Here is a 25,865-nt window from a genome sequence, read left to right on the forward strand (position 1 = left end):
GTTTTTACCCAACTCCCTACCCAAATGACCGAAGAAGCATTAAATAAGATATTTGAAGAAGCTGTAGAACGCGTTAACAACTACACCAACCCTTTACCTGCAGATTTCCTGTTACGGCTTTATGCGTACTATAAAATAGCCAATAAGAACTACGACAACCCCGGCAGCAGAAAACCCCTTATCAATGCATTCAAAGCAAACGCCCTGTTTCAGGCCCGTAATATCAGTGAACGTGAAGCCAAAGAGAAATATATCGCCCTGGTTGATGACGTACTCGGCAAATCCTGATCTGCTTTCCTCATCATTTTTTCCCATATGTGCATCACTGCAAATATCATAAGTTCTATGATCAATAGCAGCGAGCACCCGGGATATCATTTCATAACAAATAAGCCTACACCTCTACTTGGCATCAAACTCCCGGAAATACATCTAAATCCCTGAACTATAGACAACTTCATTAGCTGAATAAGCCGGGAAAAGCATTACTACAAAAAAACTTAAGACATCCGGCAACGCCGCTATTCCCGTGGCGACAACTTATGGCTCAAACACTATACTAAAACACTACAAACTTGAAGTTCATACGTCGACAAGCAATAGAATTATTATTTCGTTAACTCGTTATTAAGTCACCCGAACATCAACCTCATACTCCAATACCTCCTACCTATTCTTCGGGTCCTAATTTTTTAAAAAGCCAAAGGGAGATTTACTCAAATATATAAACTTGACTTCGATTGAGATCACTGGATATTGGCTACGAAATTATTCCGATACGGATAAGCATTATGTTGAGACTCCCAAAGCACCTCACAGAACTAAGGGCTCACAAGACCACAGAGCAGAGATATTGTTAACCTGCGATCTGAATACTCCGAACGGATAATCCCGCCAGAAATTTAACACCAAAGGGCTACCGGAGAATATCAACTGGTTCTTTACTCAAGATTCATCATACTTACATCAAATCAAATCGCGTTACGGAATGAAGTAGCAGCACTCCTTCCTCATATCAATGTCAAAGCCGGCCTAAATTACCGCATTTCTACCCGATCGAGACACAGCGATGCCCGATCCGGTAACCACCATTCCCCCCTTTAACAACTCCTGAGAAACCCTCAACGTTCCTTCACTTTAGACATCTCCCCCCACCTTAATTACTCTACTGCCTTTTACGCTTCTCCCAATCAGGTATTGCTCACAAAAACAATGATCACAACTATCGGCCTATATATACATAGCTCAAATACACAAAAACCTCTCACAGACCCTACAGGAGTTTCATTTAAAATTACGACATAAAAAAGCCGCCGGGAAATCCCGGCGGCTCTTATTTATCTCGAGGTCTTAAGGACCTGATTACTTCAATTTGAAAGTAACCCTTCTTACGATTTGACGAGCGTTAGCAGAACTTTTGTTCACGCTATCATCAACACCCATTCCTTTATAAGAAAGTCTGGACTCGCTAACTCCTGAAGCTACGAGTATATCATATACTGCTTTAGCTCTTCTTTCAGAAAGGGAGTTGTTGTATTGTCCATCTCCTCCGATTTCATCAGCATATCCGAGTAATTCGGCTTGTGCAGATTGGTTTTCGTTCATATACCTAACCAGGTAATTGATCGCATCGAAGGAATATACTGCTGGCTTGCTGCTGGAGAATCCGAAGTATACGTTTACGTATCCGTCGTTAAGTAACCTCTTAACAGGATCTCCTCCCTGAACACCTTCCAGGCTTTCTTTAGAAGCATAACGCATATCAAGCGCACTTTCCAAATCATCCGGGATACCGTTTTCGTTCAGGTCATTAGCTTTTCCGTATCGGTCAACAGATACTCCTGTTGGAGTGTTAGGTTCCTGATCGAGATAATCCGGCACACCGTCTCTGTCTGTATCCTGAAGCATACCTTCGATATCACTTACACGCATGGCAAGGTTATCAATAGCATCGTTTTCTCTGAGATACCAGTCAGCATGCTCTTTTGCTTTACCAAGATAGAAAGTAATACCTACGGAAGCGTTGAACATAATACCGTCAAAACCACGGGTTGAAGTTTTACTCATACCATCAAAAGTATAATCCTGACGGCTGTGTGCAATCGTAGTAAAGTCAGCAGTCAATGCTACGTGATCACTCAGTTTTACCTGACCTGTTAAACCGGCAATCCAGTTCATCATTTGGTCGTGATCATCAGAGATAGGCCCCTGATCCGGACGCAACTGAGAATAACCGGCACCTGCATGTCCCAAAAGGTTGAAAGTTCTGGTCCAAGTTTCCCAGTTCATAATTCTACCGAGGTTAGCAACCCCTTGCAAACTTGCACGATAGTAGTTACTTTCAAAATCCATAGACTTTTCATCACTCTGGAAATTGTCATAACCAACGTCCAGTTTCAAACCGAACTTCTCGTTGAACATGTATCTTACACCCAAATCCAGGTGAAGAAAATCCGGTGTATTCGTAAAATATCCTCCGGAAATGGGTCTCATGGGCTTGTTAACTCCACCGTTAACCTCAATAGACCATTTATTAAAATTGTCCTGAGCCATGACATCTGTAGTCCCCGATGCTTCGGAAGTATTCATCTCCTGCGCAGTCATCCCAGTAGCAAATAATCCCACACAAAGCGATGTAAACATTAATTTTTTCATAATCATAATCAAGTGTTTAGTAAAAAAATTTTCTTTAATACTGTTTCCTAAATATACAAATGTTAACGCGAATGTACTACAGTTTTCTCAAAATCTAATAACTTTTTTCATCTTTTTTTGTCATCCTGCCCCCAAAACATATAGGGACTTCAGAAAAAAATCAAAACAATTTGCTGTATTTCAAAACATTAGACTTAACATTATTTTAAAAGTGTAAATTCGCATAATACAATACAGACTTCACACAACAAGAAAGATTTTTCCTGTTATTTCCCTAAATTCGACAAGCTTTCCTTTATAGTCAATATTTTCGCAAGGGTATCGGCCTCCTTCTGTTTTTCTATGGCAACCACCTTCTCCGGTGCATTATTCACAAAACGCTCATTAGACAACTTTCCCCTTACCGATTTGAGAAATCCTTCGGCGTACGAAAGTTCTTCTTTCAGTTTTTCCATTTCGCTTTCCACATCTACAGATCCTGCTACGGGCACAAAATACTCATCGGCACCTACACGGAACGAAACACTCCCTTCTACTTTCTCTATATTATAGTGTAACGCTGTAATATTCCCCAGCTTCTTCACCACTTCGTCCAGGTTACCATTAAAAGCAGAACCGTTGTGCGTGGCGTGCAACTCCAGCACCTCCTTAAAAGCAATGTTTTTATCTTTTCTTATCGTCCGTATTCCGGATATTACTTCGGTTACCATAGCGAAGCCTTCCAGAAGTCCGTGGTCCACCTCGGGAATCGAGGGCCAGTCGGACACAACCAGCGCCTTATCGCTATCCCTCTTTTCTATATGCTGCCAAATATCCTCGGTAAGAAAAGGCATAAACGGATGCAGGATTTTCAGGTTCTCCTCAAACAGTGCTATAACCTGCTCAAAGGTCGTTTTACTTATCGGATGCCCGTAAGCCGGTTTGACCATTTCCAGAAACCAGGAACAAAAGTCATCCCATATCAATTTATATGTAGCCATCAAGGCATCGGAGATACGATACTTGGCAAAGTGGTCTTCTATTTCGTGAAGCGTCTGCCCCAGTTTCGAGCGGTACCATCTCACGGCTACCTCAGCGACCTTCGGAGCTGGTTCGGTCTCAGAAACCTCCCATCCGCTGACCAGACGGAAAGCATTCCATATTTTATTCGCAAATCCTTTCCCCTGCTGGCACAGCCCTTCATCAAACAACAAATCATTCCCTGCCGCCGAACTCAATAACAGCCCTACTCTTACTCCATCGGCTCCATAATCGGAGATTAGTTTAAGGGCATCCGGGGAATTCCCCAGAGATTTGGACATCTTTCTTCGCTGGCTGTCACGCACAAGACCGGTCAGGTAAACATTGGTAAAGGGCTTTTCATTACGATATTCATATCCCGACATGATCATTCTCGCTACCCAGAAAAACAGGATATCCGGTCCTGTTACCAGGTCATTTGTAGGATAGTAATATTTTATCTCCTCGTTTTCCGGATCCAAGATTCCTCCGAAAACACTTATCGGCCAAAGCCAGGACGAAAACCAGGTATCAAGAACATCCGGATCCTGCCTTAAACCGGAAACATCAAGCGAAGTATTTCCCGTCTTTTTCCTGGCCAGCTCCAGTGCCTGCTCTTGGTTTTCCGCCACGACAAAATCTTCCTTCCCTTCCCCGTAATAATACGCCGGAACCTGTTGTCCCCACCACAATTGCCTGGAAATATTCCAATCGCGGATGTTTTCCATCCAGTGACGATAGGTATTCTCGAACTTTTTCGGAAAGAGTTTAATCTCTTCATCTTTGAGAACCGCTTCGATCGCAGGCCTGGCAAGGGTTTCCATCTTAAGAAACCATTGATCGGACAGCCTAGGTTCGATCACAGCTTTCGTTCTCTCCGATGTTCCCACCTTATTGACATGGGTTTCGGTTTTTACCAGGAAGCCTTTTTCTTCAAGTTCTCTGGCTATTTCCTTTCGAACGGCAAAACGATCTTTTCCTTCATAGTGGAGTCCATGGTGATTTAAAGAGGCATCTTCATTAAATATATCGATAACCTCCAAACCGTGTTTATCCCCGAGATTTTTATCATTTACATCGTGTGCCGGTGTTACTTTAAGACATCCGGTACCGAATTCCATATCTACATACTCATCTTCTATTATAGGAATAACCCTTCCGGAAACGGGGACTATCACTTTTTTCCCTTTGAGGTGTGTGTAACGCTCATCTGCCGGATTAATACAAATAGCAGTGTCCCCCAGTATGGTTTCCGGCCTCGTCGTAGCGATAACCACTTTTTCATCGGAACCTTCGACGGGATATGCCAGGTAATACAGTAATCCTTGTCGTTCTTCATGAATAACTTCTTCATCGGACAAGGTGGTTTTAGCTTCCGGGTCCCAGTTAACCATACGATACCCCCGGTAAATAAGTCCTTTGTTAAAGAGATCGACAAACACCCTGATCACGGATGCCGACATATCGTCATCCATAGTAAATTTGGTCCTGTCCCAATCGCACGAAGCTCCGAGCTTTTTTAATTGCTCCAGAATAATTCCGCCGTGTTCCCTGGTCCAGTCCCACGCCTGATCCAGAAATTCGTCCCGGGTCAGATCGGATTTTTTCAGTCCTCTTTCTTTAAGACGTCCCACTACCTTGGCTTCCGTTGCAATGGAGGCGTGGTCCGTTCCCGGAACCCAGCAGGCATTGAACCCCTGAAGACGCGCCCTTCTGATCAGTACATCCTGTATCGTATTATTGAGCATATGCCCCATGTGCAGCACGCCTGTTACATTCGGAGGAGGAATAACTATAGTATAAGGCTTTCTTTCGTCCGGCTTCGAATGGAAATACCCGTTCTCCAACCAGTACTTATACCATTTCCCTTCTACTTCGGCAGCATCGTATTTTGATGGAATATTCATTTTTTGGAACGATTTTTGACTTTATCTGGCAAAAGTAACTATATCTGTAAGATTATAAAAGCCCGTTAATCAAAGAAAATAGGGTGTACAGGATAAGGAGCCTTTAAGTAAATGCGGGATAATTTTGCAGAAGAATAAAAAGTGTTTACTTTTAGCATCTTGTTATAAACTTAAAAGTTACAAAAAACAGGTTATTTCCGAGGAAGTAACCACAAATTTAAAACTTATGAAAAAGTTAGCAATGTTTCTGTTCGTCAGCACTTTTGCCCTCGCTGTACACGCACAAGAAAAAGTAGCGAAGATCGATTTTAAGGAAGATACCATAGACTACGGTGAAATCGCCCAGGGAAGTGATGGCCAGCGTGTTTTCGAATTTACCAATACAGGGAATGCTCCATTGGTTATTTCTAACGTATCCAGTTCCTGTGGCTGTACCGTACCCAAATGGACCTCAGACCCTGTTAAGCCGGGAGAAAAAGGCACTATTGAGGTAAAATACGACACTAAACGTGTAGGACCTATCCGTAAAACCGTTACCGTATCTTCCAATGCGGAAACACCGACGGTAGCCCTTAAGATCAAAGGAAAAGTACTCGGAGGAAACAGTAAATAGGTATTTCCCCGAACAATAACACATCAGGAGTCCTCAAACGGGGACTCTTTTTTTATCTGACCATACTACAGACACTCCTTACCGGAGTTATATCGCACTCGCCCCACAATACGATTAAAGCATCTTTTTCAGTTCAAAAGAAAATTTCAGCACTTTGTCCTTTCGATCTACTTCCAGCCTTATTTTTTTTCCTTCTTTAACATTGAGCATTTCCGTGACTTCCGGAAGGGAATAGCGATATGTGGATTTACCATTTACAGACAATATAACATCTCCTGTACGGAGACCGGCCAGAAACGCAGGACTCCCCTGCCTGATTTCCGCGATTTCAAAAGCAGGATGAAGCGTGTATTTCAGGAGCCGGTCGAGACGTATACTCACCCCTTCATTTCCCGAATTCCCGGATTGTCCCCGCCGGATACCCGATTCCAGTTCCTTAACAACCCGTATCCCGTTGTGCTGTAGCTCTATACCACTCATGTTATACTTAAAAGCCTCTTTGAAGTACCTGTTTTTGCGAAGTGTAATTTTTTTCCCGTGATAATCGAAAGTCACATTGAACCGCCTAAGCACTTCGGCTCCCAGACTTCCATCGCGTTCATTCAGGTTTTGAAGATGCTGTATGGAAATCGAATCCGGAAAAGCGACTTTCGTTTCGGGAAGTTCGAATTTTCCTATTTTAAGTTTTTCTACCCGGGCCCGATCACCATAAATACTGCCACTAAGCCCTCTACCAAGGAAATCCTCAAAATGCTTCTTCGGAGTTATCAACCCTTCATTTTCTTTTTCAAAGATCCATAAGGCATCACTGCTACCGGAATCTATAAGGAGTTTTACCTCCACCCCTTTCCGACCGTTTAAATCAACATCAGCTTTGAGGTAAGGTTTATTATGAATGATATCCAAAGGCAATGTTTCACACCGTCTGCACTTTTTATGTTTATAAGTACCGGGTCTGTAAAACCTGATACGTTTTCTCGAATAGTTGATTTCAACCACGAAATCACGAAACAATTCAAACCCTATAATGCCATGGATAGGAATGCCCAGCCTTGGTGCAAAGTTGATATACTGGTCCAGAATAAGATAAAGGTCTTCATTTTCATTGACCACACCGCCCCTTACCTTCATCACATTACCCCTCGTCCTATAGGCTTTTATCGCTTCTCCTTCTCCCAGCCCTCTTATATAAATAGTTTCCGTGTTTTCCAGTTTGAGAGAATCCGCCGAGGTCAGATCAAACAGAATGGGCCGGTTTACTCCGGTATCGAGTATAAACGACAATTCCACACCGTTGATCTCCACCGGAAGCACAATAAGATTACTGATGAGTCTGAACTTAACAGTATGATAGTCTTTATCCGATATCAACCGGAATCCGGATTGCGCAGAGAGATAAAAGAAAGAAAAAAAGACCAGCAGCACCGGTAAAATTAACTTTTTATCAATATTTAACACAAATAATTGCATAATACTAATATACAGATAAGTTTCATCTTTTAATAACTCCTCTAAAACCAATACCCCTCAAAGAACAATAATATTGAGATTCTCCTGAAGCAGCTGAAAATTATTTTGCAAATTTGCACATCCGAATACCGGGATCTGCCGGAAGGCCGGAAATGTAATAACATGCCGGGCAACAGATTAGACCCGGACTCGAATAACAACGTATAAACTAACACTAAGAATTATGCCAGTAATCTCCGATAAAGGGAGACTTATGCCCGAGTCACCCATACGCAAATTGGTGCCCTATGCAGAAACTGCAAAAAAACAGGGGCGTAAAGTATATCATCTCAATATCGGCCAGCCCGATATAAAAACACCCAAAATAGCCCTTGATGCTGTTAAGAACAACACCATAGAGATCCTGGAATACGCCAGAAGCGAAGGTTCCGATCAATACCGTGAAAAGCTTGCTGCGTATTACAAGAGTAAGGATATAACGATTACGGCAAAAGACATTATTATTTCTACAGGAGGTTCCGAAGCACTTCTGTTTGCTATGGGCACCGTTGCCGATTACGGTGATGAAGTGATCATACCCGAGCCTTTTTACGCCAATTATAACGGTTTTGCTACGGCATCGGGTGTAAAGGTAGTTCCGGTGGTTTCATCTATCGAACATAATTTTGCACTTCCGCCCATCGAAGAATTTGAAAAACTCATTACCCCGAAAACAAAAGCCATCCTGATCTGTAACCCCGGGAATCCCACAGGATACCTGTACTCCAGGGAAGAGATCCGAAAACTGGCAGACATCGTAAAAAAACACAATCTCTTCCTGATTTCGGACGAAGTGTACAGGGAATTCGCCTATGATGATGCCAAGCATTACTCTATAATGCGCGAAGCGAGTATCGCCGACAATGCAATCATGATCGACTCGGTCTCTAAAAGGTACAGCATGTGCGGAGCACGCATAGGCTGTCTCGTATCCCGCAACAAGGAAGTGATCGCTACGGCTCTGAAATTTGCCCAGGCCCGGCTTTCTTCACCGACGTATGCACAGATAGCAAGTGAAGCCGCCCTGGAAACACCACAAAGCTATTTTGATGATGTTATAAAAGAATATGTATCACGGAGAGATCTCCTCATCGGGGAGCTCGAAAACATAGACGGTGTACGTGTGGCCAAGCCCAAAGGGGCATTCTATTGCATTGCCGAACTTCCGGTAAAAGATGCCGACGATTTTGCACGTTGGCTGCTGGAAGATTACGAGCTGAATAACGAAACAGTGATGGTAGCACCTGCGGCCGGGTTTTATTCCACTCCGGGCATGGGTACCGACCAGGTACGCATTGCTTATGTACTGAAAAAGGAAGATCTCCGTAAAGCTGTAAATATCCTCCGGGAAGCCCTGAAAGTTTACCCGGGAAGAAAATAATAACACACACAGGTGATCCGCAAAAGGGTCACCTGTTTCCACTATTCCTACAAAACCATCATACAAGTGAATATTCAGCACGATATATCGCTCAGGAAATACAATACATTCGGCATTGATGTCCGCGCCAGGTATTTTACGTCCATCTCGGACACCGGAGAGCTTGGGGCCATCCTCGAAAACCCGGACTATCCGGAGCGGCTTATTCTCGGCGGAGGGAGTAACATTCTGCTGACGCAAGATTTGGACACCCTCGTTATCCTGATGCGTATCAAAGGGATTTCTGTCGTCCGGGAAGACAAATCCGCGGTATGGGTAAGAGCAGGTGCAGGAGAAAACTGGCATGATTTCGTATTATGGACGCTCCGCAATGATTATGGCGGACTGGAAAATCTTTCCCTGATCCCCGGAAATGTAGGCACTTCGCCGATCCAGAATATCGGCGCTTACGGTGTAGAGCTCAAAGATGTTTTTGTATCGTGCGAAGCCCTGGAGGTGAGCTCCGGAAAAACCGTGAGCTTTACCAATGAAGAATGTCATTTCGGATACCGAGATTCCATTTTCAAAAGAGATGCAAAAGGTAAATTTATTATTACAAGCGTTACGTTCCGGCTCTCCCGAAATAACCATAACCTTCATACCTCCTACGGGGCCATCCGTACCACACTTGAAGAACGCGGAATCACCACTCCGACGATACAGGATGTTTCCGACGCCGTCATAGCCATACGGCAGAGCAAACTTCCGGACCCGGCTGAGATCGGAAATTCCGGAAGTTTTTTCAAAAATCCGGTTATCCCCACCTCGCTCTATGAACAAATAAAGTCGGCACACCCGGAAATACCGGGCTACAGCCTCCCAGACCATCTCACGAAGGTACCTGCAGGATGGCTGATCGAGCAATGCGGCTTCAAGGGCAGCAGGTATGGAGATACAGGAGTACACTCCAGACAAGCCCTTGTGCTGGTCAATTATGGTAAGGCATCCGGCCGGGACATCTGGAAACTGGCCCAGAAAATAATGGATGGCGTAAAGGAGGAGTTCGGCATTCTTCTCGAACCAGAGGTCAATGTATTGTAATATATCCGGCATATACGATTTGCGGCGGCCTTTTACCTCTCCTAAAAAAACAGCTTACCGTTTCGGTGACGAAATACATTATTTAATAACTTTGGATAACACTGTTGCCGGTACCCCCACTACTGTCAACACAGCTATTATTAAACCACAGGAGATATGTCTTCGCTACTCGAAATCAACATCATGAATATGCTCATCGAGAAAGATGAGAAAGGCATGACCCTGCTCTATGACTATTACGGGGATGCACTGTATGGTATTGCTTTAAAAATCACCAGAGACGAAGAACTCGCCAAGGATGCACTCCAGGAAGGACTTCTGAAGATATGGAAAAAAGCACATACCTACGATGCGGAAAAAGCCAGATTATTTACATGGATGTACCGTATCATCCGTAATACCGCCATAGATAAAGTCCGAAATTCGAATATAAAATCAGAACAGGAAATCCAACTCGATGTTTCTAACGTATATAATGTAGGAGTAGATGCCATAAAACCGGAACACCTGGATGTTGAAAAACATCTGGCATCTCTCGATAAAAAATACCAGATTGTTCTGGATGCCCTGTTTTTTAAAGGCATGACGCAACAGGAGGCCAGCGAGGTACTGGAAGTCCCCCTGGGCACTGTAAAGTCACGATTGAAAATAGGCCTGCGGGAACTTCGAAAAATTTTTAGTACGAATATTTAATTTTTGCCTTGAGACCTGTCGGGCAGGGTCGGTACCTGCCAGAGCACGGAGATAATATGCAGATAGTCACAAAAGACCGTAAAAATGAATAATGACATTAAATCCATACTGGAGAGCGATATGCTGGAGAGGTACCTTATAGGATGTACTTCCGCCGGAGAAAATCGTATTATAGAAGAAAGTATTTGCCGATACCCTGAGATCAGGCAAAAGTATAAAGAAATGCAGGAAGACCTCGAAAACTACACCCGGTCGTTTTCCAAACCAGCCCCCTCACAGGTGAAGAAGAATCTCATGAGGACCATCCGGAAAGAAAAAAAACAAGGAAAATCCTGGTATCTCAATGCTGCCGCTGTCATCGCCATTGTTTTTTGCACTTCTACCGTCGTACTGCTGTACCAGAACAGACAACTCCTGTATAAAAACGGTCTTGTGAATGAAGAAATCGCTTCGCTTAAAAGTGATATTTTAAACACCAACTCCAAACTGGATGATGTTAAAAATCAATTTCTGCTTCTCAACAATCCGAAAACGGAAAAATATATACTGAAAGGAAACCGGAGGGCCAAAAACCTTAAAACCGTTGCTTACATAGACCCGGTGGAAAAGCTATCCATGATCAATATCGTTTCCCTGCCCGAGCTTCCGGGAGAACAGGTATTCCAGATGTGGGCAGAAATAGACGGTAAGATGGTAAGTCTCGGTGTTCTGGAAAACGCACAAAACAAGCTACTTTCCATCCCCTTTAAGGAAGGGGCCAAAAGCTACAACATCACCATAGAACCCAAGGGTGGAAATATCATAGCCACGGAAGATAATGTAGTGGCCAGTATCTACCTGAGATAGCGAAGGTTTCCCGGAAACAGCTATGATCCGATCCCCAAAGGTAAAAACATGGCCATATTGCGCATCATTCGGCAGGGATAATTCGCTATTCCATATTTTCTTTTGTAACTTTGCATTAGAATTAACAAAGATTGCTACAATGAAATTGATTTTGCTTACCATAGGATTGTTAGCCTTGGCGTTCGCAGGAATCGCCATTAAAATATGGGCTAAAAAAGATGGCAAGTTCGCAGGAACCTGTGCCAGCCAGAGCCCTTTTTTGAATAAATCAGGAGAAGCCTGTAGTTTCTGTGGGAAGATGCCCGACGAACAAGAATGCAAAGACCCTAAAGCGCATCAAAACTAAACCGGCAGGATACCGCCTATGCTGATAACTCTACTCTCCCTGTTTGCGGGAAGCACAGGTATCCTCGTCATTTATTATACGATTTTCGGAAAGCTTGCTTTTACCGACAATTCTTTAAGACAAGGAAAACCGGCCCCGGTTTCCGTTATTATACGATCCAAAAACAATGCCGCTATATTACGGCAAACCCTCCCGGCTATTCTGGCTCAGGATCATCCCGACTTCGAAGTCATCCTGATCAACGATGCATCTTCCGATCATACGATGGAGGTCATGGAGTATTTTTCCGAAAGACATGATCATGTAAAAATTGTCAACGTCATAAATAACGAAGCCTTCTGGGGCAAAAAGAAATACGCCCTCACACTGGGTATCAAAGCCGCCAGGCATCCTATTTTTGTTTTTACCGAAGACAATTACATCCCTCTATCCGGCATGTGGCTACAGGAAATGAGCCAGCATTTTTGCGGAGAAAAAAGCATGGTACTCGGATACAGCAAGGTAAAGAGGAAGAAAAATGTCTTTGCCAATGCTTTGATTCGTTTTGACAACTGGTTCCACGCCATAAAATACCTCTCTTTCGCCAAATCAGGAATGCCCTATACCGGCTCGGGAAAAAACCTGGCCTATCACAAAAATGCTTTTTACCAGGTCAATGGCTTTATCAGTCATATGAACATGAAAAACGGCGAAGACGAACTCTTTATCAACGAAGTTGCCACAGCAAAAAATACGGCGATTTGTGTTGCCAGGGCTGCCCGTACGGAATCCGTAACCACACCGTCTTTCCGTCAATGGGTAATACAAAAAAGAGAAGGGTTTTACCTCTTCCGCAATTTTAAAATACGGCATCGCATTCTGCTTAACACGTATTACATGGCCCAGTTTTTATTCTGGCTGCTACCCATCCCGCTTGTATTTCTGGGTATGAATCCCGTAACACTGCTTACCCTGATACTTATAAAATGGGGCATACAGTATGCGGTTATGGCCAGGCTCGCCAAAAGATTCGACGAAAAAGGCCTGATGTGGCTTCTTCCGATATACGAATTCGTACTTATTAGTGTACAATTTTATATCTTTATAACTGGTTTTAGAAAAAGCACACGTTGGAAATAACCTCAGAAATTGTCCGAAAAAACATAGAAAAGGCCCGTGAAGGCGACCAGAAGGCTTTCAATTTCCTTTTAGACCATTACTGGAATGACATTTACGGTTTTCAGCTGATCCGGACCAAAAATGAAAACGACGCCGAGGACATCACTATTCAGACGTTCTCCAGGGCATTTGACAAAATTGATACTTTCGATAACAATTACTCCTTCAAAACCTGGCTGACTACCATCTCCAAAAACATACATCTCGATCTGGTCAGAAAACGGAAGTCGAGCCTGTTTCAGGCGACTTCACAAGACGAGGATAAGGTTTACGAGGTTCCGGACGACGCACCTTCGGCAGAAGACAACCTGATCTACGAGCAAAACCTGGCTCAACTCAAACGCTTTATCAAAAAGCTGAAACCTCATTATCAGGATGTTATCAATCTCAGATATTTCAGAGAACTCAGCTATCAGGAAATAGCATCAGAGCTGAACGAACCGCTCAACAATGTTAAAGTAAAACTCCTGAGAGCAAGAAAGCTACTTGCGGAAATCATTCACAGAAGTAAGAATGTATAATGCATTAAAAAGGCTTGGTCCCGGACTGTTATTTGCCGGAGCTGCCGTAGGAGTCTCTCACCTCGTACAATCTACCCGTGCCGGAGCGGATTTTGATTTTGGTCTGATCTGGGCACTTCTGCTTGTTCATCTTTTTAAATATCCTTTTTTCCAATATGGCCCGAGATACACCCTGGCCACAGGAGAATGTCTTCTGGACGGATACCGGAAACTGGGAAATCCTGTCCTTATCACCTATTTCATACTTACGTTTGCCACGATGTTTACCATACAGACTGCGCTGACTATTGTTACGGCAGGTCTGGCCTCTACCCTGTTCGGAATTACTACCGACACCGTCACCTGGAGCGCTATAATTACAGTAACATGTATGTTTATTCTGCTTTTGGGGCGGTATAAACTGCTCGACAAGCTGATGAAGGTCATTGTGCTTACACTTACCATAAGTACCCTGATTACCGTTATGCTGGCCATACCAGAAACCACAGCTCCGCATTCGCTCAAGCAAGTCTTTCCGAAAAGTGATGCCGGTATGGCTTTCCTCATCGCTTTCATGGGATGGATGCCGGCACCTCTCGACATCTCGATATGGCATTCTCTCTGGACCATGGAAAAGAGAAAGAATATCCCCGGCTACAGTCTTAAAAATTCCATTACCGACTTTAATATCGGATACAGCAGCACCATAGTACTCGGAATATTGTTTATGGCACTCGGCGCTTTGATCATGTTCGGTTCGGGCGAGGTCTTTAGTAATAATGCCACAACATTCTCCGAACAACTCATTGCCTTATACACCGGAAATCTCGGGGAAGTCGCATACATTATCATAGCCATAGCTGCTTTCACTACCATGTTCAGCACTACACTTACCACGCTCGATGCTTCTCCGAGAGCCATGTCGTACACCACCAGGCTCCTTATGGGAAAGTACCACAGGAATTCTTATATGTGGTGGATGATAATACTTGCTACAGGTACCATTGCCATTCTTCTGTTTTTCCTCTCCGAAATGAAAACGCTCATAGATATCGCGACGATACTATCCTTTGTTACCGCACCTTTCTATGCCATTATCAATTTCCGCCTGATCTGTTCGTCACATACCCCGGAAAAAGACAAGCCCGGTATATCTCTGAAAATTATAAGCTGGCTGGGGATCATATTTCTCACCGGATTTACCATCTGGTATGTTATCACGCTTTTTTAGATCCATGAACCGATAGTAAAAAAGGCAGTCGTACTTCGCGATCATCATACCTGCTACTTCATACTTCTTTTGTATCTTTGTAGCACAAATACAGAGCTATGAGTGTAGAAACTGTTGCGAATGCGGCACCACCGAAAGGCAAACCGAAATGGCTTCGTGTAAAGTTGCCTACCGGTAAGAAATATACAGAACTTAGAGGGCTGGTAGATAAATACAAGCTCCATACTATATGCACATCGGGGAGTTGCCCTAATATGGGGGAATGCTGGGGAGAAGGTACTGCTACCTTTATGATCCTCGGGAATGTATGCACCAGGTCGTGCGGATTTTGCGGCGTAAAAACGGGCAGACCCGAAACCATAGACTGGGAAGAACCGGAGAAGGTTGCCCGCTCTATAAAATTAATGAACATCAAACATGCCGTGCTCACCTCGGTAGACCGTGACGATCTTAAGGATATGGGATCTATTATCTGGGCAGAAACCGTAAAAGCGGTACGACGCATGAACCCGGAAACCACTATGGAAACATTGATTCCTGATTTCCAGGGTGTCGAAAGAAACATAGACAGGATCGTAGAAGTTTCACCCGAAGTGGTATCCCATAATATGGAAACCGTGAGGAGACTGACCAGGGAAGTGCGTATACAGGCTAAGTACGATCGAAGCCTTGCCGTATTGAAATACCTGAAAGACCAGGGTGTGCGAAGAACCAAATCGGGGATCATGCTCGGACTTGGTGAAACCGAAGATGAAGTACTGGAAACCATGAGAGACCTCAGGGATGCGCAGGTAGACATCGTTACTATAGGACAGTACCTGCAACCCTCAAAAAAACATCTTCCTGTAAAACAGTTTATCCTTCCGGAACAGTTCGAAAGGCTGCAGAAGGCAGGACTGGAAATGGGATTCCGTCATGTGGAAAGTGGTGCGCTCGTCAGGTCTTCTTATAAGGCACACAAGCACATTCAATAATTCCCCTTTGCGAATTCCGAACAGGTATAATTTAAGAATTTAACCCCCTCCCAGGGTATGAACAAGATAAAAATTGCCATAAATGGTTTCGGGCGTATCGGCAGAACGGTGTTCCGTCTGCTTCTCGATCATCCGGGAATCGAAGTCGTGGCAATCAATGATCTCGCCGACAGTGAGACACTGAGCCACTTACTCAAATATGACAGTATACACGGCGTACTCCCGGACAAAGTGAGTTTCGATTCCGGATCGATCATCGTCAATCAAAGACATTTCCCTTTACTGAATGTCCGTGATATCCAAGAGATCGACTGGACGCCGTATGCCCCCGATATGATCCTGGAAGCCACCGGAAAATACAAAAAGAAAGCGCAACTGGAGCATCACCTGAAAGGTGGTGCCGGAAGCGTTATACTTTCCGTACCCCCAGAGGATGACCAGATAAAAATGGTAGTGCTGGGTGTTAACGGACATATTCTGGACGGCACGGAAGATATCGTCTCCAATGCCTCCTGCACAACGAACAATGCCGCTCCGATGATAAAGGTTATACACGATCTCTGCGGTATCGAACAGGCATACATCACCACAGTTCACTCCTATACCTCGGACCAAAGCCTTCACGATCAACCCCACAGAGATCTGAGAAGAGCCAGGGCAGCTGCACAATCCATAGTACCTACCACTACCGGAGCAGCCAAAGCCCTTACCGGAATATTTCCGGAACTCAGCGATGTGATCGGCGGATGCGGAATCCGTGTCCCCGTACCGGATGGCTCGCTTACCGACATTACCTTTAATGTAGGTAAAGAAACTTCCATCGATACGATCAACAATGCTTTCCGGGAAGCGGCCGAAGGCGATCTGAAAGACATACTGTCGTACACCGAAGATCCAATTGTATCGGTAGATGTTATCAATAACCCGTATTCGTGCGTCTTTGATTCGCAAATGACATCGGTGATCGGTAAGATGGTGAAGATCATAGGCTGGTATGACAACGAATACGGATATAGTAACCGTATCGTAGATCTCATGCTGTACCTGCATAAGAAAAAAACAAAAAAACAAGCACACGGTGTCCATTAACAATGTACTACAAAAAATATTCCGGATCGTCAATTTCAGCAATAATTACGGAATATCTTTTACATGTTTAATTTTTGTTTTTAGCGGGAACCCTGTTATATTTATGTGAATCATTAAAGCATGAAGGGACACTCTCATATTTTATTCTCTTTCTTTGTATTCTTCCTTCCGGGCCTGGTTATCGGTCAGTATAATCATACTGTTGAAGATTCCGTAGAAAGTACCATCCGTGAGGTGTATGTTTATAAAAACAGATTTGACCTCGTGCATGCCGTGGAACAACTTCAGCACGCAGTAAAAATATCCGACACCCTTAAGAGAAAACGTTCGCCTTACCTGTTTGATTGCTATACGCTTTTCATTCAGCTCTACCTCGATTTTGATCGTAGCGAAGACCTTCAGGTCTATGAATTTCTGAGCGAATCCAATTTACGTCCCAACCCGGATATCATCAAAGAAGCCAGGTTCCTCTCCCTTAAAGCACTAAAGGCGGCACGGAACGAAAATTATTCCAAGGCGGCCAGGCTGATTGAGGAAGCCAAAGCCCTGGTGGTTTCCGAGAACCAGACCGAAAGAAACCGTGTGTATTATTATGAAGCCCAAATTTTCCTGGAGCAGAAGAAATACAAACAGGCCATTGCCCTGTTACAGGAGGTCTATCCCCTACAGGACAACTATGAACAAAAATATATCAATGCCGGTATATTACTCGACCTGGCCTCTGCCTGCCAGAAACTGAAAGCATCAGATCGTGCCGTATCCTATATGGAAAAAGCTACCGTCATGCTACAGGATGCTGACTTTCCGAAGCTGGAGTTACGTAAAAATTTACTTTGGACAGATATTTTACTCGCCCTGGGTAAAAAGGCAGAGGCGGAAACCTATATGACGCAGGCCCGGCAGTTCAAAGAAAAGTATTTTAATGCGTATGCCATAGAGCAACGAAGCGATGTAGCTTATCAGAATACTTCCAATTTTAAGGACAGGGTCATCAAACAATACAGAACCGATGCGGGTAAACTGGCCCGGCAGGTTAATATTGCCAAGATGATTTCCATCTTCAGCTCCATCCTCGTTATCGTGATCTTCATCCTTACCATGTCACTGTACCGAAACAATAAAATAAAGCTAAAAACCAACAACCTTCTCGTCAAGAAAAACAAGGAGTTGCAAACGGCAAAAGAAGAAGCAGAGAAAGCATTACAGGTCAAAGCCCGATTTTTGTCTACGGTGAGCCACGAACTGAGAACTCCGCTCTATGCGGTTACGGGACTCACCCACCTGCTTCTGGAAGAAAATCCTAAAGAGAGCCAGAAAGAATATCTGAATTCTCTTAAATTTTCCGGAGAATACCTTCTTAACTTTATCAACGATATCCTCCAGGTCAACAAATCGGAAGCCAACCAGCTCAAAGTGAAAAGAGTTCCTTTTAATATGGAGCAAATGCTGGTCAAAGTAGTCCGGTCCCTGGAACATTCTGCCAAAGAAAACAATAACACTATTTCGCTTAATCTCGACAGGAACATCCCCGCAAAACTCATAGGAGACTCCCTGAAATTATCCCAGGTTTTTATTAACCTTATCGGGAACGCCCTTAAATTTACCGAAAGCGGTGAGGTCATGGTGCGCGGGAATATCCTTAAAAAGACTACGGACAACATTACCATCCGTTTTGAGGTACAGGACAACGGAATGGGAATTGAGTCGGAAACGCTACCGCTTATTTTTGATAGTTTTGCCCAGGGATCTACCCAAATAAACCGCAAATACGGTGGAACCGGACTGGGTCTTACCATCGTAAAAAACCTGCTGAACCTTATGGGTAGCGATATTAAGGTAGAAAGTAGTCCCGGAAAAGGAAGCACATTCACCTTTGATCTTTCCCTAACCACTACGGGCGAAATCGAAATTTCCGGGGAGGCTGTCCCTGCTGTGGAGGAAGAACTGACCGAGGAAGAGATCGTGTTCGAAAATATTCACGTTCTCCTGGTAGAAGACAACAAAATCAACCAGGTCGTTACCAAAAAAATGCTCGCCAAGAAAAATATCACCTCCGAAGTGGCCAACGACGGTTACGAAGCCATAGAAATGGCCAAAAACAATACCTACGACCTTATTCTTATGGATATCCATATGCCGGGGATAAGTGGTATCGTAGCCACGGAAGAGATCAGAAAATTCAACAAAAAAGTACCGATCGTCGCGCTTACGGCCATATCACTGGAAGAAAACATGGATGCGCTCTACAATGCAGGATGCAACGACATCATCACCAAACCTTTTAAGCCCCAGGTATTCTATAAAAAGATCAGGAATTGTCTCGACCGTTTTAAACGTCAGAACAGCTGACCGGTATAGCTTTTATTTATCTCCCCCGGAAACATACGCACTGACAACGGCATTGAATTTCTCTCCGTCTCCGAATAAAAAAGCGGTACGTATTCCCAGAAAAAAAATATGGTCCACTTTATCCTGAAGTCGCATAAAATCCTTTTCTGTAGTCAGTATCCTGCTTTTTTGGCGCAACTTGTACAGCTCGTCTTCACTGAAATTGTGATGATCGGGAAAGTTGAGATGTTCGAAATCCATTCCTCTGGTTCGCAGAAATTCGACAAGAGGAGCCGGATTTGCAATCCCGGTGACCAGTGTAAAGTGCGCTTCTTTCCAGGAGTTCAATGGCAGGGTCTCCTCCCGGGAGTTTATCGAATTACCGTATGCTATCGCAGTAAAAAAAATCTGCTGTTCTCCTCCGGGAGCCAGCGATCTCACTATTTGCTCTTTTTCTTCCTCCCCCAGGTCTTCAGGGCATTTTGTTACGATAATGATATGGGCCCGGCGTGCCTGTAATGTATCATCCCGCAGGTCACCTGCAGGAAGGAACATATCGTGTACATAAAGTTTGTCATAGGCCGTAAGCACAATATTCAAGCCGGCTTGGACCTTACGGTGCTGAAAGGCATCATCGAGTATAATAACGTCAGGGGCAACCTCAGCTTGTAAAAGATTATGGATACCATGTACCCGGTCTGCGTCTACCGCAACCATTACTCCCGGGAATTTTGCATGATACTGGCAGGGCTCATCCCCCAGGGATTCCACTCCAGATTCCGGACCTGCCAGTACGAACCCTTTTGATTTTCTCTTATATCCCCTGCTCAGCGTCGCTACCTTATAACCGGGCTGTAAAAGCCTGAGAAGGTATTCTACCATAGGTGTTTTTCCTGTTCCGCCAACACTGAGATTACCCACACAAATAACAGGTGTATCAAAAGAAAAAGACCGGAATATCCCCCGGTCAAAGAAAATATTCCTGATTTTCACAACACCACCGTAAAGCAGGGAAAAAGGCCAGAGTATTTTTCGGAGTTTCTGCATATTCTCTATGAACAAAGTGTCTTATCAATGGATGCCAGACCTGTTTTTTTGACGGTATGGCATTTTATAACACAAATTACGGTTATTTTTTTTACATCCCTCTCATTCCCGATTTTTCCATGTATCTTTAAACCTGAATTCTCCACAGCTAAATACAATGGTTTTAACTTATAAAAAAGGAACTGCATGCGTATAAAAGACGTCATCGATTGCCTGGAGGAGCTCGCACCCATGGCCTATGCCGAAGATTTTGACAATACCGGACTACTGACAGGCCATAAAAACACCAAGGTTAAAGGTATTCTCGTTACTCATGACACCCTTGAGGAAGTGGTTGATGAGGCCATCCAAAAAGATTGTAACCTCATCATCAGCTTTCACCCTATTATATTTTCGGGGCTTAAAAAGTTCAATGGCAACTCCTATGTAGAACGTACAGTGATAAAAGCCATCCGTTACGACATTGCTATTTTTGCCATTCATACCGCACTGGACAATGCTTTCAACGGGGTAAATGCCACATTATGTGATGTTTTGGAATTAAGTAATCGCAGTATCCTCGTTCCGCAACGGGAAACAGTAAAAAAACTACTGACTTTTGTCCCAAAGGATCGGGCCGATACGGTACGCGATGCCTTGTTCCGGGCAGGTGCCGGAAGTATCGGCAATTATGACAATTGCAGCTTTAACCTCGAAGGTACCGGAACTTTCTGCGGCAATGAAAACAGTAACCCGGTTATAGGTGAGCGGGGCACCACCCGCTATGAACCCGAAACGCAGATAGGTGTTACCTTCCCGAAACATCTGGAAAGGAAAATCATGAACGCCCTGCTTAGCAGCCACCCTTATGAAGAAGTTGCCTACGAGATCACCACACTTGAAAATTACAACCAACACATCGGTATCGGTATGATCGGTGAATTATCCGAACCCATGGAAGACCGGAAATTTTTGCTGCACATCAAAACAAAAATGCAGCTTTCCTGTATACGACATTCCGGTCTGCTCCATAAAAAAATCAAAAAAGTTGCGGTACTCGGCGGCAGTGGTGCTTTTGCCATTTCAAATGCCAAAAATGCCGGAGCAGACGTTTTTATTACGGGAGACGTTAAATATCACGAGTTTTATAAAGCCGAAAAACAAATGATTATTGCTGATATTGGGCACTATGAGAGCGAACAATATACAAAAAATCTTTTGTTTGAGCATCTTACAAAAAAAATTCATAATTTTGCACCTGCCTTACCCGGAGGTAAGGTGGTTTTATCTGAGTGCAATACAAATTCGATCAAGTATTTATAACCTATGGCAAAAAAAACCGAAGCTACTGTAGAAGAGAAATTAAGAGCCTTGTATGATCTGCAGTTAATTGACTCCAGAATTGATGAAATAGCCAACGTGAGAGGAGAACTACCTCTCGAAGTAGAAGACCTGGAAGACGAAGTCGAAGGACTGAAAACACGGTTAGAGAAGCTGGGAGTAGAGCAGGAAAACCTCACCCAGGAGATTGCCAACAAGAAAAACGCTATCGAAGAGTCCAAAGGGCTTATCAAAAAATACACGGAGCAACAAAAAAATGTTCGAAACAATCGTGAATTTAATTCCCTGACCAAGGAAATCGAATTTCAGGAGCTTGAAATTCAACTTTCCGAAAAACACATCCGGGAATTCAAAGTACAGATCGAACAGAAAAAAGAGGTGATCACCGAGACCAAAGAACGTCTCAAAGAACGCGAAAGCCACCTCAAGCACAAAAAAGGAGAGCTCGATGCTATCCTTGCCGAAACAGAAAAAGAGGAGAACACTCTTAAAGAAAAATCCAAAGAGTACCAGGAACTCATCGATGACAGACTGGTAAAAGCCTATAAGCGTATCCGGGAGAATGTAAAAAACGGTCTTGCCGTAGTTGCTATCGAAAGAGGAGCTTCAGGAGGTTCATTCTTCACTATTCCGCCACAGGTACAAATGGAAATCGCAGCACGCAAAAAGATCATTACGGATGAGCACAGTGGGCGTATTCTGGTAGACCCTAACCTGGCTGATGAAGAAAAAGCCAAAATGGAAGAACTGTTCCAATCGCTGTAAAAAGAGCATCTAATATGAGTATGTAAAGGCCGGAAGATTTTCCGGCCTTTATTTTTATACTGTTTTTGTCCGTTTTATACAATCCTTATCTACCCGTTATACCCAAATTTGTGATTACAAACGAACAGTAATCAACATGAAAACATTGCACCTTTATTTCGGGCTTATTCTATTCACATTTCACATTAACGCACAAAATCAATCCGCCATGGCTACACCTTTTCACATGAAATTAAACGCAGGAATTATCACCGACAAGCTTGCGGAAACCAAAAAGTTTTATACGGAAGTTCTCGGTTTCGGTGTCTCTTTTGAAAATGAGTTTTACCTGCTTCTGCACACTCCCGATAAAACATCGGAAATCAGCTTTCTTCAACCGGAACACCCATCCCAACAACCACTTTTCCGGACAGCCTTCAACGGACAGGGCGTATATCTGACCATAGAAGTCGATCATGTAGATAACGTGTACGCCAGGATCAAAGACAGCCATATCCCTATAGTTATCCCAATACGGGACGAACTCTGGGGCGACCGGCACTTTGCCATACGGGACCCCAATGGAATAGGTATCGATATCGTTACCTACCACGCCCCGGAGGATTAAGAATTTTACTGAAAAAAGTTATACGAATAAAAAATCCCCGGTGATCCGCATAGCAACAACCGGGGATTTTTAAATCCAAAAGGGTATGTTCCCTACAGTTTTAATAATTTTCGGGTCACTGTAGTGCCGCCTTCAAGAGAAATAACTTTACAGATATAAATTCCCCGGCGATATCCGGAAAGATTAAGTTCTATACTGTTTTTACCTGCATTTACCGTTTTGGTGTCCGCAAATACCTGGTTTCCTCTTTGGTCAAAAAGCTGAATCCCTACCGAAGTATCCCTGTTGCTTCGGAAAACAACACAAGTAGTACGCAATACGGGATTTGGAAATATAAAGACTTCGGATATTTCCGGAGCTCCCGCGGTTCCGCAAGATCCCAGCGTAGCACCAATCCGAAGTAACTGTTCGGCTGCAATCTCAGGCAGACAAAGCGTTTTCCCCCTGTAGCATATTTGTATCTTACGGAAAAAACGATCGTTACCACAACGTATATCCTCTGCTTCGACTACGATGTCCTGCTCTGCGGAACATCCGGAATCGTCTGTTACGGTCAGGGTGTAAACGGTAGTCTCCTGCGGGCTGACACTAATTGTACTTTCTGTATCTCCGGTACTCCACAAATAGGTATATACGCCCGATCCGCCGGTAACCATGGCAGCTAACACGGCAGATTCTTCCGGTGCGTAACCGGGATAGACTTTATCATCTCCTTCGATGGTAATGACCAGGGCCTCCGGCTCTTTTATTGCTATTTCCGTCGATAATTCCGTCCCGGAGGCATCTGTAATAACCACGGTGTAATACCCCGCTGCAAGTCCTTCCGCATATGCCGTATCGGCGCCATTACTCCAGGTATAGGTATAGGGCAGCACACCTCCTGTGACTTCGACAGTAGCCGCACCGTCGTTTGCGCCGTTACAGCTGGCATCGGTAGCTGCCGTACTTACAAGCTCCATAGCAGTTTGCATACGAAAACGTGCATATACGGGGAAATGGTCTGAAGTAGTATTGGTATAATTGCTACTGTAAAACTCGTATCCGACCCTTGCTGAACCTTCCACGAAACTATCTTCGAGTTCATCGGAGATCATGATATGGTCTATCATATTTTCCCGGAAGACATACGATCGGAAATTACGGTCACTCAACACGGAAGAGACGACACGATAATTAGCCGTATCATCTACATAGGCCTGGTACGTAGACACTGTTGTATTTACATTGTCGGCCACCGTCTCGTCTACATCATCATTGAAATCTCCAAGTACAATCAGGCTGGCATCGGCATACATCACATCCAGGCTGTCTTTGAGTACCTCTACATCGTATTTACGCATATCGTATCTCGATTGAGAACCACTGCTGCTGTTTGCCCTGGCGTGCAGTGCCACAAAATTGACCTGCTGCGTCACGCCTCCGACCGTTACATCTGCTTTCATGAGATATGGCAGTCTGCCGCTGGCAAAAAAACGTGTAGGATCATCGGGATACCCGGTTAATGCACTGCTGTCACCACCGTTGTAATAAGGGTGGATCGTAGCCAGCAACGGTTTGGTCTCTACCGGAGTGACCACGGCAGTTTTGTAAATAAAACCTACTTTTTGCTTCACTTCGGTATCATTGGGATAGGAAGTATAGTCGGACAGGACATAATCATATCCTTCCATTTCACTCACCATCAAGGCAAACAAAGCATCATCGGATATTTCTTCTACAGCGATAACATCGGCATCCAATGTGCGGAGTATCGCTTTTACACTGTCCTTCTGTATCTGGTCTGAGTTGGGATTTCCGGCTGGTGGTGCATTCGATTCGTCCCCGAACCATTCGATATTCCAAGCGACAACATCAAGAGTTTCTTCTTTCGGGATTCCGAGATCACCTCCTTCGGGAATATAGGTTTCGGCACAGGCTATGTCCGTACGCATTCTGGGCAGTAATTGATAGACCTCCTGAAACTTTCCGATCACTCCTGTGAGTGCTTCGCAACTCTCGGGCTGCGCCAGTCCTACTATACTCGCCACATCATTGTCTATACGCAGCTCCCCGGACCCTGTTTGATCGGAAACCACATAATTGGAATTCCCGAAAAGCATATCGCCGGGCACGGGAAAAGTGACTCCGGCAATTCGGACCAGTTCCCCGGGATGATCTCCCAGTTCCGCCAGGGTTATCGTTACGGGTTGTATAGGATTATTGGCAGCCCCGAAACCGGTCACTTCTGTAACAGGGCTTATTTGTACCTGATTGTTGAAAGCACTTCTCGTACCGGTCAGTGTTATGGAATCTCCGATCTGAAATGTTCCGTTTCCATGTACAGCCGCATCAAAAACAGCTATTCCGCCGGTACCATCCTGGATATAAGCCGAGCCTGCGAACTGATCGGATACGGTGAGAACTCCCGTAATAGTTACAACAGTCCCTTCTGCGGCGTTTCTGGCTTCGGCAACAGATATGAGTTCGGTAGGCTCCGTAATTCCGCCATTCGCCGCACCCGGTGTAGGCAATGCAGGTACGTAGGTAGACGTATTTCGCGCGCCACCCGATCCGTTGGGCATACGTTGCAGGGAGTGATTGTCCTTATCACCCTCCCCGGCCTCATTTACCTGAGGTTCGCCCGGGTTCAGCAAAGCCAGCAAACCTTCATCATCTGCGTCGTTGGTATCGTAGACGACAGCATCGAGAAGATTATCCGTCGTTACCGGGGTTCCGGTCGGAAAATCTGCAGAAGTCCCCAAATACAATGCTACCGCATCGGCACCGTTTTGTAATGTATTTCCCGGAAAGACGATGGATACATTGGGGACATCTTCA

21 protein-coding genes are annotated in these 25,865 nt (G+C 44.3%); 16 read left to right on the forward strand and 5 right to left on the reverse strand.

Going from position 1 to position 25,865, the window contains the following annotated elements:
- The first annotated feature begins 24 nt into the window (after nt 1-24).
- Complete coding sequence (locus BT112_RS18955; protein ID WP_072319042.1) at nt 25-288, forward strand: acyl-CoA-binding protein; 264 nt, start codon at nt 25-27, stop codon at nt 286-288.
- A gap of 1,074 nt (nt 289-1,362) precedes the next feature.
- Here the strand turns inward: BT112_RS18955 and BT112_RS18960 are convergent.
- On the reverse strand, nt 1,363-2,643 hold the full coding sequence (locus tag BT112_RS18960; RefSeq protein ID WP_245777070.1) for an OmpA family protein: 1,281 nt from the start codon (nt 2,641-2,643) through the stop codon (nt 1,363-1,365).
- Between the two features lie 278 nt (nt 2,644-2,921).
- On the reverse strand, nt 2,922-5,561 hold the full coding sequence (locus BT112_RS18965) for a valine--tRNA ligase (RefSeq protein WP_072319043.1): 2,640 nt from the start codon (nt 5,559-5,561) through the stop codon (nt 2,922-2,924).
- Nucleotides 5,562-5,787: 226 nt separating this feature from the next.
- Between BT112_RS18965 and BT112_RS18970 the strand changes: the two genes are divergently transcribed.
- Nucleotides 5,788-6,174, forward strand: a complete 387-nt coding sequence (locus tag BT112_RS18970; RefSeq protein WP_072319060.1) for a DUF1573 domain-containing protein — start codon at nt 5,788-5,790, stop codon at nt 6,172-6,174.
- 114 nt (nt 6,175-6,288) lie between these two features.
- Here BT112_RS18970 and BT112_RS18975 read toward each other — a convergent pair whose 3' ends face one another.
- Entirely contained in the window at nt 6,289-7,599 is a 1,311-nt protein-coding gene (locus BT112_RS18975; RefSeq protein WP_245777071.1) for an aspartyl protease family protein, read from the reverse strand.
- Nucleotides 7,600-7,867: 268 nt separating this feature from the next.
- Here BT112_RS18975 and BT112_RS18980 point away from each other — a divergent pair, with 268 nt between their 5' ends.
- The 11 genes from BT112_RS18980 to BT112_RS19030 all read left to right on the forward strand — a co-directional run bounded on the left by BT112_RS18980 (nt 7,868) and on the right by BT112_RS19030 (nt 19,330).
- Nucleotides 7,868-9,064, forward strand: coding sequence for a pyridoxal phosphate-dependent aminotransferase (locus BT112_RS18980; protein WP_072319045.1), 1,197 nt, complete (start codon nt 7,868-7,870; stop codon nt 9,062-9,064).
- A 12-nt stretch (nt 9,065-9,076) separates the two neighbouring features.
- On the forward strand, nt 9,077-10,144 hold the full coding sequence (gene murB / locus BT112_RS18985) for a UDP-N-acetylmuramate dehydrogenase (RefSeq protein ID WP_317039615.1): 1,068 nt from the start codon (nt 9,077-9,079) through the stop codon (nt 10,142-10,144).
- A 156-nt stretch (nt 10,145-10,300) separates the two neighbouring features.
- Nucleotides 10,301-10,837, forward strand: coding sequence for an RNA polymerase sigma factor (locus tag BT112_RS18990; protein WP_072319046.1), 537 nt, complete (start codon nt 10,301-10,303; stop codon nt 10,835-10,837).
- An 84-nt stretch (nt 10,838-10,921) separates the two neighbouring features.
- On the forward strand, nt 10,922-11,683 hold the full coding sequence (locus tag BT112_RS18995; RefSeq protein WP_072319047.1) for an anti-sigma factor domain-containing protein: 762 nt from the start codon (nt 10,922-10,924) through the stop codon (nt 11,681-11,683).
- Between the two features lie 139 nt (nt 11,684-11,822).
- Nucleotides 11,823-12,029, forward strand: coding sequence for a membrane or secreted protein (locus BT112_RS19000; protein ID WP_072319062.1), 207 nt, complete (start codon nt 11,823-11,825; stop codon nt 12,027-12,029).
- Nucleotides 12,030-12,047: 18 nt separating this feature from the next.
- Nucleotides 12,048-13,148: a glycosyltransferase gene (locus BT112_RS19005; RefSeq protein WP_072319048.1), complete on the forward strand. Its 1,101-nt coding sequence runs from the start codon at nt 12,048-12,050 to the stop codon at nt 13,146-13,148.
- Nucleotides 13,139-13,708, forward strand: a complete 570-nt coding sequence (locus BT112_RS19010; protein WP_072319049.1) for an RNA polymerase sigma factor — start codon at nt 13,139-13,141, stop codon at nt 13,706-13,708. Before BT112_RS19005 ends, BT112_RS19010 begins: the two co-directional genes overlap by 10 nt.
- Nucleotides 13,701-14,918 (forward strand): Nramp family divalent metal transporter, encoded by a 1,218-nt coding sequence (locus BT112_RS19015; RefSeq protein WP_072319050.1) that lies wholly within the window; start codon nt 13,701-13,703, stop codon nt 14,916-14,918. The genes BT112_RS19010 and BT112_RS19015 overlap by 8 nt, the downstream gene beginning before the upstream one ends.
- 98 nt (nt 14,919-15,016) lie before the next feature.
- On the forward strand, nt 15,017-15,892 hold the full coding sequence (gene lipA, locus BT112_RS19020; protein ID WP_072319051.1) for a lipoyl synthase: 876 nt from the start codon (nt 15,017-15,019) through the stop codon (nt 15,890-15,892).
- A gap of 57 nt (nt 15,893-15,949) precedes the next feature.
- Nucleotides 15,950-16,981, forward strand: coding sequence for a type I glyceraldehyde-3-phosphate dehydrogenase (gene gap, locus BT112_RS19025; protein ID WP_072319052.1), 1,032 nt, complete (start codon nt 15,950-15,952; stop codon nt 16,979-16,981).
- A gap of 120 nt (nt 16,982-17,101) precedes the next feature.
- Entirely contained in the window at nt 17,102-19,330 is a 2,229-nt protein-coding gene (locus BT112_RS19030; RefSeq protein WP_072319053.1) for a hybrid sensor histidine kinase/response regulator, read from the forward strand.
- Between the two features lie 12 nt (nt 19,331-19,342).
- On the opposite strand, the gene lpxK is transcribed toward BT112_RS19030, so the two are convergent.
- Complete coding sequence (lpxK, locus tag BT112_RS19035) at nt 19,343-20,356, reverse strand: tetraacyldisaccharide 4'-kinase (RefSeq protein ID WP_072319063.1); 1,014 nt, start codon at nt 20,354-20,356, stop codon at nt 19,343-19,345.
- Nucleotides 20,357-20,542: 186 nt separating this feature from the next.
- Here lpxK and BT112_RS19045 point away from each other — a divergent pair, with 186 nt between their 5' ends.
- From BT112_RS19045 to BT112_RS19055, 3 genes are all read left to right on the forward strand, one after another.
- Nucleotides 20,543-21,658, forward strand: coding sequence for a Nif3-like dinuclear metal center hexameric protein (locus BT112_RS19045; protein WP_072319055.1), 1,116 nt, complete (start codon nt 20,543-20,545; stop codon nt 21,656-21,658).
- Between the two features lie 3 nt (nt 21,659-21,661).
- Nucleotides 21,662-22,441 (forward strand): zinc ribbon domain-containing protein, encoded by a 780-nt coding sequence (locus BT112_RS19050; protein ID WP_072319056.1) that lies wholly within the window; start codon nt 21,662-21,664, stop codon nt 22,439-22,441.
- Nucleotides 22,442-22,667: 226 nt separating this feature from the next.
- Nucleotides 22,668-23,048, forward strand: coding sequence for a VOC family protein (locus BT112_RS19055; RefSeq protein ID WP_072319064.1), 381 nt, complete (start codon nt 22,668-22,670; stop codon nt 23,046-23,048).
- A 92-nt stretch (nt 23,049-23,140) separates the two neighbouring features.
- Here the strand turns inward: BT112_RS19055 and BT112_RS19060 are convergent.
- Nucleotides 23,141-25,865 (reverse strand): T9SS type A sorting domain-containing protein (locus tag BT112_RS19060; protein WP_139276309.1); only part of this gene is annotated, 2,725 nt, incomplete at its 5' end.

The sequence above is a fragment of the Sinomicrobium oceani genome (assembly GCF_900119185.1).
GTDB classification, from domain to species: Bacteria; Bacteroidota; Bacteroidia; order Flavobacteriales; family Flavobacteriaceae; genus Sinomicrobium; species Sinomicrobium oceani.